Origin of the sequence: Pseudoduganella rhizocola (genome assembly GCF_045984285.3) — a bacterium.
Taxonomy (GTDB): Bacteria; Pseudomonadota; Gammaproteobacteria; order Burkholderiales; family Burkholderiaceae_D; genus Rugamonas.
Window position 1 is genome coordinate 146,952 of record NZ_JBJQIK030000011.1, and the last position, 12,404, is coordinate 159,355.

Annotated in this window: 8 protein-coding genes; 4 read left to right on the forward strand and 4 right to left on the reverse strand. The window is 66.0% G+C overall.

What is annotated here, in order from left to right; translation table 11 throughout:
• The first annotated feature begins 43 nt into the window (after positions 1-43).
• The 3 genes from ACJRPG_RS21325 to ACJRPG_RS21335 all read left to right on the forward strand — a co-directional run bounded on the left by ACJRPG_RS21325 (position 44) and on the right by ACJRPG_RS21335 (position 4,421).
• Positions 44-814 (forward strand): enoyl-CoA hydratase, encoded by a 771-nt coding sequence (locus tag ACJRPG_RS21325; RefSeq protein ID WP_408002109.1) that lies wholly within the window; start codon positions 44-46, stop codon positions 812-814.
• Positions 815-888: 74 nt separating this feature from the next.
• Entirely contained in the window at positions 889-2,799 is a 1,911-nt protein-coding gene (locus tag ACJRPG_RS21330; RefSeq protein ID WP_408002110.1) for a hypothetical protein, read from the forward strand.
• 119 nt (positions 2,800-2,918) lie between these two features.
• The gene (locus ACJRPG_RS21335; RefSeq protein ID WP_408002111.1) at positions 2,919-4,421 is read left to right on the forward strand and encodes a tetratricopeptide repeat protein; all 1,503 of its coding nucleotides are present in this window, start codon (positions 2,919-2,921) and stop codon (positions 4,419-4,421) included.
• Here the strand turns inward: ACJRPG_RS21335 and ACJRPG_RS21340 are convergent.
• A complete protein-coding gene (locus ACJRPG_RS21340) occupies positions 4,413-7,721 on the reverse strand; it encodes an ATP-binding protein (RefSeq protein WP_408002112.1) in 3,309 nt (1,102 codons plus the stop codon). The two genes, ACJRPG_RS21335 and ACJRPG_RS21340, sit on opposite strands and share 9 nt — an antisense overlap.
• A 102-nt stretch (positions 7,722-7,823) precedes the next feature.
• A complete protein-coding gene (locus ACJRPG_RS21345; protein WP_408002113.1) occupies positions 7,824-8,849 on the reverse strand; it encodes a hypothetical protein in 1,026 nt (341 codons plus the stop codon).
• Positions 8,850-8,983: 134 nt separating this feature from the next.
• On the opposite strand from ACJRPG_RS21345, the gene pnuC reads away from it, so the two are divergent.
• Positions 8,984-9,547: a nicotinamide riboside transporter PnuC gene (gene pnuC, locus ACJRPG_RS21350; protein WP_408002114.1), complete on the forward strand. Its 564-nt coding sequence runs from the start codon at positions 8,984-8,986 to the stop codon at positions 9,545-9,547.
• Here the strand turns inward: pnuC and ACJRPG_RS21355 are convergent.
• Positions 9,534-10,241 carry an SIMPL domain-containing protein gene (locus ACJRPG_RS21355; protein WP_408002115.1) on the reverse strand — a complete coding sequence of 236 codons (708 nt, stop codon included), beginning with the start codon at positions 10,239-10,241 and terminating at the stop codon, positions 9,534-9,536. The two genes, pnuC and ACJRPG_RS21355, sit on opposite strands and share 14 nt — an antisense overlap.
• Before the next feature lie 11 nt (positions 10,242-10,252).
• Entirely contained in the window at positions 10,253-12,361 is a 2,109-nt protein-coding gene (locus tag ACJRPG_RS21360; protein ID WP_408002116.1) for a TonB-dependent receptor plug domain-containing protein, read from the reverse strand.
• Positions 12,362-12,404 lie beyond the last annotated feature (43 nt).

Genomic DNA, 12,404 nt, shown 5'->3' on the forward strand with positions numbered 1-12,404 from the left:
CGGATTCGCATCCCCGGCGCCCTTCACATATCTGGAGAGACAAATGGACATCCTCATCACCAAATCCAACGGCATCCTCACGCTGGAATTCAACCGCCCGGAACGCAAGAACTCGATCACTACCGTGATGTACGACGTGATGGCGAACGCCATCTTCGACGCGGAAGCTGATCCCGCCGTGCGCGTGATCCTCATCCAGGGCAAGCCCGAGCTGTTCACTGCGGGGAACGACCTGGAAGACTTCCTGAAGAATTCCGGCACGGCCGATGGCGGCGAGCGTCCGGTGTTCAAGTTCATGCGCGCCCTTGGCGGCGCCACCAAGCCGGTGGTGGCAGCGGTGGGCGGCTACGCCATCGGTATCGGCACCACGCTGCTGATGCACTGTGACCTGGTGTACGCAGCGGACAGCGCCAAATTCTCCGTGCCGTTCACGCAGCTCGGCCTGTGCCCGGAATTCGGCTCCAGCATGCTGCTGCCGCTGAACGCAGGCCATGCGCGCGCAGCCGAAAAGCTGATGCTGGGCGAAGCCTTCAGCGCGCAGGAAGCCTACGACATGGGCATCATTTCGAAAGTGCTGCCGCCGGCGGAAGTGATCGGCCACGCGCAAGCGCAGGCAGCCAAGCTGGCCGCATTGCCGCCCGCCTCGATCCGCGTCACCAAGCGCCTGATGAAATCCGGCCGCACCGAATCGCTGAACAACGCCATCGCCACCGAGAGCACCCTGTTCTCCGAGATGCTGCAGGCGCCGGAAGCGAAAGAAGCCTTTACCGCCTTCTTCGAAAAACGCAAACCGGACTTCAGCAAGTTCGCCTGAGCATGGTTTGAGCCCGGCACAGGGGCGGCGGGCGCGGCCTATATAATGCGGGGCTGCGCCTTTTCTTTATCGAGATGAAGAGACACCTCTTTGCGTTCAATGCCGGACTGCTTCGTCCGGCGATACTGCTCCTCACCGTCGCCGTGCTGACGTTCATCTTCGCCGATAAGGTGTGGAGCGGTTCGGTCGACCTCGCGCATCACTACGCGCTGGTGGCGAGACTGATGGAGCATGGCCACGCCGCATTTGCTTTCGATCCCAGCCTGGCCGAGATGAACAGCTACCCCCGGCTGTCGCACCAGTTTGCGGCGGCCGCAGGCCGTATCACGGGCTCGCCGCTGGCCGGGATGCAGACCGTGGCTGTGGCGAGCCTGGTGCTGCTGTGGGCCGCCTTCGCCAGTCTGCTTGGCGGCTTGCCACAGCGGATGGCGCTGGCCGCTGCGCTCGCGTGGACAGCGCTGCTGGCCATCAACCATTATCTCTTGCACATGCCGCTGCACGGCGATGAGCTGATCGGCAATTTCTTCTATGCGCAACTGGCCGGGCAGGCGCTTTGCCTGTGCGGGGTGCTGCTCGCTTTCCACCTTGAGAAGAGGGGAGCGCCTTTCTGGCTGCGTTGCGCACTGCTGGCGCCTGGCGCCTGGCTGCTGACCGGCGTGCATCTCCTGCCCGCGCTGGTGTTGCTGCTGACGGGCGGCCTGGCGCTCGCAATGGAGCTGCTGGTGCTGTGGCGCGCGAAGCGCGGCCGGCCTGCGGCGGCAACGGCGATTGCAGCGGCCTCCTGCCTTGCGGCGCTGGCCGCGGTGCTCAGTCATCCGGCTTTCCGCGCCATGAGCGAAATCAGCACCCAGAACGGCGGCATGGTGCTGCCTTACCTGGATAACACAAAGACGCTGCTGTGTTTCAGTGCGGCGATGGCGGCAGTGTCGGCGGCCCAGATGGTGTTCTGGGCGCGGCGCCGGCACGATGAGCGGCTGATGGTCGTCAAATACATTGGCGCCTACGGCCTTGCGGTGTCGGGCCTGTGCCTGTTGCAAGCGGTGGCGCTCGTGCTGGGTTTCGGCTCGGAATATGCGATGCGCAAATATGCCTTTGCACTGGATACGGCCGCCCTGGCCGCCCTGTCGCTGATCCCGGCAATGCTGGTCTACCGCAGCGAGTGTGCAAAAGAGACGCGCCTGCTTGCCGTACTGCCGGCCTTCCTGACCGTGGTGGCGGTCTGTGCGGTTGCCGCACCGGCTCCGGTGTTCGATATGCGCAAACTGGAGGAGCTTGAACGGAGCGTGATGGGATTGCGCGCACAGGCCAAGGCTGCACCCGGAAAATTCAGCTATGTTATCGAAGCGGCCGATGGCACCGCGCTGACCGAATACATGATGTCGATCGCGCACCTGCACATTCCACGGATGGAGAACGCCAATGCGGCGAGCCTCCTGTTCCAGCGCGCCCTTGTTGACTGGCCGGCCGTTGGCGCGATCCTTACAGCGCAAGGCGGTGCGCTCGACCACGCGCCAGAATGCAGAAAAGGCACGCCATTCGGCGGCATGGTGGCACTGGATGGCGCGTGCCTGCTGAAACGCGCGGCCGGTATGGACCGCATCGCGTTCACACAAGCCAACAGGGTCTTCCCCTGCATATTGCAGGGATTCAGCGCACGCGAGGCGAACGGCACCTGGACTGAGGGACGGCAGGCATCGCTCAGATGCGCGCTGGCGGCGCGTGACAAAGCGGAGGGCCGCGTGGAGATAGCAGCGTCGGCATTCCATGGGCGCCAGCGTGCGATATTGACCGTGCAAGGGCAGCCGCCGCAGGAGTTCGTCTTCGGTGCGGATACGCAAACCATATCGCTGCCGGCCGGCGCAAGCATGCCGGGCGAAATCGTGATGCAGCTCGCCCTGCCCGACGCGGTATCGCCGCAGCAACTGGGCCTGAGCGCCGACAACCGCGTGCTGGGGCTCTTTGTGCAGGCACTCGAATACAAGTAACTGGTGCCGGTATATTTCCCGACCGCCGGCGCCGGTAGTGAAGGCTCGCGCCTCCAGAGAAGTCCTATTCTGGCGCGCGAATATGACAGGCGTTTGACCTCTTGTGATGTAATACGGCCATGACATTCTCAACTTCCGCCGCCCTGCAGCAGGCGGTCGCGCTGCACCAGCGCGGCGAGCTGGCGAAGGCCGGCCAGCTGTATGCGGCCGTGCTGCAGCACGAGCCCGATCATCCCGAAGCGCTGCACCTGAGCGGCGTGCTCGCGCGCCAGCGCGGCGATGCGGAACAGGCGGTGGAACTGATCGGCGCTGCGCTGGAGCGGGCGGGCGACAAGGCCATCATGCTGTGCAACCTCGGCGCCGCGCTGCAGGACTTGCAGCGCCACGAACAGGCGCTGGATGCCTATGAGCGCGCCATCGCACTGCAGCCCGATTATGCGATGGCGCTTTGCAACCGGGGCAACGCACTGCGTAAGCTCGGCCGTTTCGATGAAGCGCTGGAGAGCTATGCGGCGGCCCTGCGCAAGAAGACGGACTACCCGGAGCCGCACCTGAACCGCGCCCTCGTGCTGCAGCAGCTGGCGCGCCATGAGGAAGCCCTCGATGCTTTCGGCGCGGCCCTGAGCCTGCGTTCCACCTGGCCGGAGGCCTTGCATGGCGCCGCCGTATCGCTCGCAGCGCGCGGCGACGCAGAGTCGGCGCTGGAGGGTTTCGACCGCGCCTTGCAGCGGCGTCCCGATTACGCGGAGGCCTGGTGCGGCCGCGCAGCGGTGCTGATGCGTGCACAGGAACTGGAGGCCGCGGCAGAAAGCTACCGCAACGCGCTGGCGGTACGGCCGGCCTACGCACGCGCGCAACTGGGCCTTGCGAATGTGCTGCGCGCGCAGGGCAAGCGCGAAGCTGCGGCCGAGGCCTACGGGCATGCCCGCACACTCGGCGCCGATGCGGCGACGGTCGGCTATATGCTGGCAACGCTTGGCGTACAGGATGCGCCCGGTGCGGCGCCCGGCGCTTACGTGGCCACGCTGTTCGACCAGTACGCGGCCCAATTCGACCATCACCTGCAGCAGGTGCTGCATTACCGCACACCCGGCTTGCTGGTGGACGCACTGCGCGCGCACCTGCCGCAGGCGCATGGCCTCGATGTGCTGGACCTGGGCTGCGGCACCGGCCTTTGCGCACCGCTGCTGCGGCCTCTCGCGGCAAGGCTGGAGGGCGTGGACCTGTCGCCGCGCATGCTGGACAAGGCGCGCGAACTGGACCTGTACGACGCGCTGTATTGCGGCGAGCTGACAGCCCTGCTGCGCACCCGGCCGGCGGGCTATGAGTTGCTGGCCGCCGCCGACGTGATGGTCTACCTCGGCGATCTCGCGCCGGTGCTGCAGGCGGCGCATGCCGCACTGCGGCCGGGCGGCGTGCTGGCCTTCTCGGTTGAGGACTCGGCCGAAGCGCAGGGTTTCACGCTGCAGGACTCAGGCCGCTATGCACATGCGCGCGGCTATGTGGAGGCGGAAGCATCGCGGCACGGTTTCAGCATCGCTGCAATGGAAACCAGCGTGCTGCGGCAGGATGCCGGCAGGGACGTGAACGGCCTGCTCGTGGTGCTGAGGCGCTCAGCCTGAAACCGCCAGCATGGCGCGCGCGAGGCGCGGCGCAGCTTCGGTGAAGCCGTAGCGCTGCGCATCCGCGCGCAGGGCGGCGAAGCGCTCGCGCACTTCCTCGTTCGGCGACGCAGTCCATTCCGTGTAGGCGCGGATCATGGCGACGTGGTGGCCGATCCAGGTGCAGGGCTCGGAAGCGGCGCTGGCTTCCAGCTGCTCGGCATAGAAGCCCGCGGAGACGGCATCGCCGTCCAGCAGCGCCACTTCGGCGGCATTCAGGTAGAAGCGGAAGCTGTTGTGCGCGAGGCAGTCGCGCGTGAGGTAGGAGGCGCCCTTGAGCAATGCGCGCTTGCGGGTGGCAGCGTCGCCCGCGAACAGGGCCAGTGTGCCCATCACCCATGGACCGATGAAATTCTGCAGCTGGTGCCGTTCCACGTCTTCCGCAATCGCGCGCATCTTGCGCTCGGCATCGGCGTGGTCGCCATTCAGCCAGGCGAGGCGCGCTTCACTCTCGCGCAGGAAGGTTTCGAAACGCGAACTGCCCAGCGAGCGCGCCAGCTCAAGGCCGGTCTGCACTTCTTCGTGCGCGCGCTGCAGCTCGCCGCTGGCCACCAGGGCCCAGCCGGCGGTCATGCGCGCAAAGGTTTCGGCGCGGCGGTTGCCCACCTTGTGCGCAATGTCGGCCGAGGCCAGCGCGTCCTCCACCGCACCGGCCGATTCGCCGAGATAGATGCGGGTGGAGCCAAGCGCAGAGCGGTTCGAGGCTTCGATGTGCAGGTAGCTGTGCTGCGAGCACATGGAAAGGCATTCGCTGAACAGCTGGTGCGCCTTGCGCATATGGCCTTGGGCGTAATACGAATCGCCAACGCCGCTCAGCGCACGCGCCTGCGTTTCCGCCATGTCGCTGGCCTGGGCGTAGCGCGCGGCGTCTTCGTGGAAGCGGCGGCATTCGCCGTAATTCCCGCGCGGGAAATAGATATTCCCCTTGAGGTAGAGCAGCTTGCCCAGCGCCGAGTCAGCGCCGATGGACATGGCCAGCGGTATCGTTTCGTCCAGCAGGCGCTCTTCCTCGGCCAGCTCTTCCAGGATGTTCAGCGTGGTGGCCAGGCCGATCACGGCCTCGATCTTGTCCGACGGCTGGCCGGCCAGCATCATGGCGTGCTGGTAGTACTGGCGTGCGTTCGCCATGCTGCCCATGCCCGCCGCGGCGTGGGCGCGCAGCAGGGCCAGGGGGAAGCTGCTGAAGCTAGTGGAATCGGCGCGGTTGCATTCCGCCGTGAGGTTCAGTGCGGCCTCGTATTCATGCGCGTCGAGCTTGGCGCGAATCGCTGCAAGCATCATCTCCAGCGCGCCGCTGTCCTTCGCTCGGTAGAGGTGGTGGGCGCATTGCGCGGCGTCGCGCCCGCGGAAGATTTCCGCCACCTTCGCATGCATGCCGCGCAGCGCGCCTGCCTCAATGCTGTCATAGATGCAGTGCATGACAAGGTCGTGCACGAAAGCATAGCTGTCCTTGCCGGCAGGGCGCAGCAGGCTGTTGCGGCCTCCCGCAGCCACTTCGTAATCCGGCTGCTCCAGCGCTTCGCGCAGCAGCGCCAGTTCGAAGCGGTTGCCGAATACGGAGGCCATGCGCAAGGCGGCCGCCTGGTCCGGCGGCAGGCTGTCGATGCGGGTCTGGATCACGTGCCGCAGGCTGTCCGGCAGCAGGTGCTCGGGACTGGCCAGCAGCTGCGTGAGGAAGAGGGGATTGCCCTGCGCCCGTTCCACGCACTGGCGGCGGTAGGCGGCATCCACATCGCCGAACTGGTCGGCCAGGGCGGCCGCTTCGCGCGGGCTCATGGGGCCCAGGTCGAGCACCGTCAGCGCCATGTCGTAGAGCTGCGGGCGCAGCGACTGCTCCAGCGGGTCGTCGTCGACGCGCGAGGTCAGTACCCAGAGCACCGGCGCATCGCGCGTTCCGGCCAGCAGGGCGGCCAGCGCATCGAGCATCTGCTGTCCGGCCCAATGCACGTCTTCCACGGTGATCATCAGCGGCGCATTCAGCGCCAGGCGCACGATCAGCGCTTGCAGCGCGTTGGCGAAGCCCCGTTCGCGCACCTCATGGCTCATGGCCGCGAATACCGGCGCCTGCGAATCGCGCAGCGGCGCCCCGCACAGCGTGCGGTAGAACATGGCGGAATCGGCAGGCAGGTGCAGGCGGGCCACAGTCTGGTCGATCTGCTGTTCCGCCGGCACCGCGCTTTGCGCATCGATGGCGAACAGGCTGCGCGCCAGCTGCTCCAGCGGCGCGCGCCAGCTTTCGCCGCCCGCATCGAGCACATCGCACACATGGCAGGCAATGCTGTCCTGCCGTGCAATGTCGGCGAATTCCTGCGCCAGGCGGCTCTTGCCCACGCCCGCCATGGCGCGCAGGTAGACGATATGCCCGCCCTGCGCTTCCAGCATGGATTCGGCAACGGCCTTGAACTGGCGCGTTTCCGCATAGCGGCCGATCAGTGCCTGCAGTTCGCCCGTCTCGCCTGCGGCCACGCGCTGGAAGGCGGCATAGCCGGGCAGCGCATTGCTGTCGAACAGGAAGCGGTCCTTCAGGTGCGGCAGCAGGTTGTTTGCGACATAGAGCGGCAGCCGGATCGGCTGCACGCCGGGCGCCGGAGCATTGGCGCGCAGGTCAGGCAGCGCGTCGCGCGAGGGCAGGACCTGGCCGTTCTGCCAGCGCACGAGGCGGATCGCCATGCCGCGCAGGCCGTGCGTCAGCAGCAGGCGATTGAGTTCGATGGCGCAGCGCATGCAGCGTTCGGCATCCGAACGGTAGGCTTGCGGCAGGCCGAAGACGGCGCGCAGGCCGGCGCCTTCAGGCGCTTCCAGCCGCCCGCCGAATTGCAGCACGAGGTTGCCCGCTTCCCGCAGCAGCGCTTCGCCTTCCGGCAGAGCGGCGGCCAGATCGATGTGCAGCAGGATCACATAGCGCAGGATGTCATCGGCAGGCGGCTGCAGCGCGCTCAGCTGGCTGGACAGGGCCGGCGGCAGCACGGCAGCCGGCACCGGCACCTTGTCGAAACTGGACTGGCCGAGCAGCTGTTCGATCGATACGCCATAGACCTGGGCCAGGTGGCGTGCGGTGCGGTACAGCACCACATTGCCTGTTTCGGCGCGCTTGATGGAGGCCACCGACACGCACAGCTGCTGGCTGAAGCACAGCTCGGCCAGCGCCTCCTGGCTCAGGCCGCGCCGCTTGCGCAGCTGTTTTAACAAAGTGGCATCGAGCAGGACGCGGCCGTCTGCGGCAGGAGTGTCGGCAGGAGCGGCTGGTGGGACGGAGATCATGGCCGGACCACTATAGCATTGCCTGCAGGAAGCTGTCTGCTGTGGACCGTCCAAATCGCCGCAGTGCGGCGAGGGTGCAACGTAAAGTTGCGGATTATAAATTTACGGCAGGGCTTGCAGTGCGCGTTCGGTGCGGCGGGTGCTTTCGCCGGACTGCGCCACGAAACTGGCGGTCAGGCTGTGCGCATTGGTGCCCATGAAGGCGCCTTTCAGCGGACCGACCACGCAGGCGCCGGACTCGAAGCGCAGCATGCCCAGCATTACATACGGCACGGCGATGGTGGAGTAGGTCACGGCAATGGCGGCGCGCACCGTGCTGTTGGGCGCAATCTCCACCGGCGTATCGAAGCCCCAGTTCCGGGTGCTGGTGTGGGCGCCGTTGGGCAGGAAGCGGGTGCCGGCGCTGCTCAGGCGGACTTCATCGCCATCCACTTGCGGCACGGCGGAGATAAAGGGCGTATCCGGGGTGTAGCGCGCGGCCGTCGAATTGGTCCAGGCGGTTGTTTCGGTGATGGCGATGGCGCCCACCAGCTTGTGGATTTCGGCAGCTTCATGGGGATTGTTGATGGTTTCGCTATACAGGCTGGCGGGACTGGTGCGCAGCACGCAGGTGCCGGCGAGGTCGTACTCGATATGCAGCACTTCGGCGATGCTCTCCACGCGGTCGGTGGCGCCGCTGGCCCAGATCAGGCCGCAGCTGTCGGCCGGGCCTTTGCCCTTGCGCACCGAAAAGTTGCCATCGTCCTGCATCGCCGCGTAAAAATCGCCGCCTTTGGCAGTGATCTGGCTGCCCCAGTGCCAGCCCTCGTTGTGTTCCAGGTCGCTGCCCTTGTAGATGCAGAAATTGCCGTCGCTCTGCACCAGGGCGAAATAGGCGCCGGGGGTATCGGCTTTGCCGGAGCTCCACAGCATGGCGCCGGCATCGCTGACATCCACGCCGCGGAAGACGGCGAAGGTCCCGTCCTCGCGCAGGGTGGCCATGAAGAGGCCGTTGTCCGAGCTCAGGTAGTCGCCGACGGCCAGGATGCTGCCCATCGGCAGTACGGCGTCGTAGCGCTTGCCGCCCGGACGCACATGGAGGGCGGTGGGGTTCACGCCCGCTTTGGTGGAGGAATTGGGAGAAGACATGGGATCAGGGGCGAAGTTCGTGTTGCAGCCAGTATCCGGGGCCGTGTCGTATTGCAACAGTCCAGTGCCGTCTCAGTTCAGTATCAGATGCGGCGTACAATGCCGAATCGTCAAGTTTGAACGGGAGAAACGTCTTGGTAACACCGCTGGAGCTGTCTGCCAATGCCGTGATGACGGTGTCCATCCTGCTGGCTGGACGCAACAATGTGCACTCGTGGTGGCTGGGCGTCATCGGCTGCACCATGTTCGCCGTGCTGTTCTACGGCGTGCAGCTATATGCCGACGTGGCCCTGCAGCTGTTTTTCGTGGCCACCTGCCTGCTGGGATGGCTGCAATGGCTGCGCGGCGCGGGCGGGGCGGCGCTGCCGATTTCCTCGGCCCGTTTCGGCACGCTGCTGTGGATGGCGGCGGCGGGGCTGGCGGCGACGGCGGCCTACGGCCTGATGCTGAAGGAGTTCACCGACGCCTATGCGCCCTTCATCGATTCCGCCGTGCTGGTGTTCTCCATCATCGCCCAGCTGCTGCTGATGCGGCGCCAGGTCGAAACCTGGCCGGTGTGGCTTATCGTGAATACGGTCGCCGTGCCGCTATATGCCAGCCGCGGGCTCACCCTGACGGCGGTGCTGTATGCGGCCTACTGGGTGAACGCCGCCGTATCCTGGTGGTGGTGGCGGCGCCAGATGGCTACTGCAGCCTGAAGATGGCGTTCACCGACTGCGCAAAGGGGATCGAGGGCGGCACATCGTAGCTGGAGGCCGGAGTGCGCGGCGGCCGCGGCATGGCCGTGCTGCTGCTTTCGATGAAGGGAGCGGCGATCCTGCCCAATGCGCCCCGGCTGACGGCGACGGCCGGGCCCAGTTTGCGGCCAAAGGCTTTCGCCAGCAGCGCCGCATTTTTCCGGGCGTCGTCCGCTGCGCCGGTCATCAGCTCCCGGTTGAGCTCATCGCTGTCGGTGCGGTCGAAGGACGTGCCCACGCTGTCGATATGGTCGATGGCCAGCAGCGCGGCAATAATCTGCGGCCACAGCTTCAGGTCACGCACATTGATGCGGAAGTGGCGGGCCAAGGCCCATGCCTGCGTTTGCCCGTCTGCCGCCGGTTTCGACAGCGCGACGCTTTTCCGGCTCAGCTCAAAGCATTCGATATCTTCCGCAGGAATGCCCTGTTCCGCCAGCATCGCCAGCACCGTATTGCTGACGGTTTCCAGCGCTTTCGCCGCTTCGGCTGCGTCCACATGCTGGGCGCCGGTGTCGAACTGCAGTTCGCCGATGTCCGGCGCCATCCAGGTCTGCGCCTTGCCGCTGGTGCTGACGAAGGGATAGGCTGGCAGCGGTGAAGCTGCCGCTGCAAAGCCGAGCGATGCGAGCAAGGCAAAAAGGGCGAGGCGTTTCATCTGGGTTCTCCTTAGAATTTGTGTTCAAGACTGAGGCGCAGGCGCACGTAGCCCCGGTTGAAAGTGCTGCGGTTCACATCGGCGTAGCGCCGCGCCGAGAGCTCATCGCTGCGCAGCAGGTTGCCGAGAAAGATGCGCAGCTGGCTTTGCGCATCGATTTTCCACAGGCCGTAGACATCGAGCTCGCGGCGCGGTGCGCGGTAGCTGCTCTCCAGCAGCGAGCGGCGCGTCCAGCCGCCCTCTCGGAACACGAAGCTGGCGCCGCTGGAAAATTTGCCGCTGCTGCGGTCCACCGAGAAGGTGGCGGACAGCGGAATCTGCTGCGCCAGCCGGTTGTCCGGCCCCGGAATGCTGTCCACGCTGGACCAGTTGCGCGCCAGGCTGGCCTTGATGTCCATAGCCGGGGCATGCGGCAGCAAGGTCCTGAGCGGAAAACGGGCCTCCAGTTCGAGCGAGCGCACATGGGCCTCGCCGGCGTTGAAGGGCATGCTGACCCAGCGGCCATCTTCTTCCAGTATGGTGCGGTTGACCGTCGCGTTGCCGATGCGGCGGAACGAAACGGCAGCCGACAGCATGGCGCCTTTGGCCCAGTAGTACTCGTAGGAGGCGTCGATGCCGGTGGCCAGCTCCGGCTGCAGGCCGGGATTGCCCCGGCTGTCGGGATTGCTGGCCGTGTTGTCCACCGAGCGGATGCGTCGAGGCACCAGGTCTTCCGTGTCCGGCGCCTTGAAGGTGCGGGTCAGCGCAAAACGCAGCTGGTCGCCGGCTTCCGGCCGCAGCTTGTACAGTGACTGGAGAATCGGGCTCCAGATGCGCGCCTGGGACTGCGATGTATCGAAGCTGCTGCCGCTGGCGGCCGTGCGCAGGGACTCCATGCGCGCTCCGGCATAGACCGACAGCTTGGGCGTGACGGTCCATTCGTCCTGCGCGAACAGCGCCACGCGCCTGGTTCTGGCGCTTGAGTAGTCATCGCTGCCAGTGAAGGAGGGATCGAGCAATTCGCGTTCAATGCGTGCTTCGCGGCGCGTCAGCTCGCTGCCTTCAAACCCTGCGGCCAGCGCATGGCCGTCACTCAGCGTTTCCACATACTTCGCTGCGCTGCTGAAGCCGGGGTTGGAGGCTCGCGTGCGCACTGTGTTGTCGAGCGCGCGAGCGGGGGCGTAGCCCAGGCGCTGCAAAGTTCCATCGATGCTGCCGTTCTGGCGGCTGGCTTTCAGTTCCAGGCGGCTGCCGCGTTCCAGCCGGTGCGACCATACGAGGTCGGTCTTCCACTGCGTGTTTTCGCTTTCGGCGTGCTGGTTCAGCAGGGGATATCCTGGCGGCGTGCCGAGCGATGTCTGCGTCGCTTCGTCCGAATCGTAGCGGGAGCGAATCACGTTGTAGTAAGCCTGCAGCACGAGCTGGCTGCCCGGCGCGAGCTGCCATTGCAGGTGCGGTATGGCATTGAACAGCGCCATGCGCACGCGCTGGTGCGCTGCCGTTTTCCGGTACAGCGCGGGGCCTTCCTCGACGGTTTCCGCATCCCGGTCGATCCAGGTATGGCGGGTGCGCGCGCTCAGCGTCCATGAGAAGGCGCCCGATTTGTCCGCCAGTTGCAGCAGCGAGCGTGCCGTGCGGTCGACGGCATCCTTTTCCGCATTGAGCTGGATCTCGCGCTGGGTTTTGCTCACGGCCTTCTTCAGCACCACATTGATGGTGCCCGCGATGGATTCCGTGGTGTACTCCGCGCTGGCGCTGCGCAGCACTTCGATACGCTCCACCTGCGCAGGCGACAGCGAGTCGAGCGAAAGCCCCATCGGCGCGCGCTCGCCGTTGACGAGGATGCGGGTGTATCCGGCGCCGAGGCCGCGCATGCGGATGTCGATGCCGCGGCCGTTGGTGACGACGGTAACGCCCGGCACGCGCTTCAGCGCATCGGCCACGGATGGATCGCCATACTTCGCCAACTCGGCCTGGCTGATCACGATCTTGCTGGCCGTATCGTCCCGCCGCGGGTCGTATGCTTCGCTGCTGCCGGTGATCTGCACCGACTGGATCGGCGCCGACTCCTGCGCACAAGCGTGGCCGGTCCAAAGCGCGGGGACGAGCGCTGCCAGCCTTCCTGTTCGGGAAAGTCGCATTTACAAACCTTGAAATGATTTGGGCGGTACGCCCGGTGCAGGC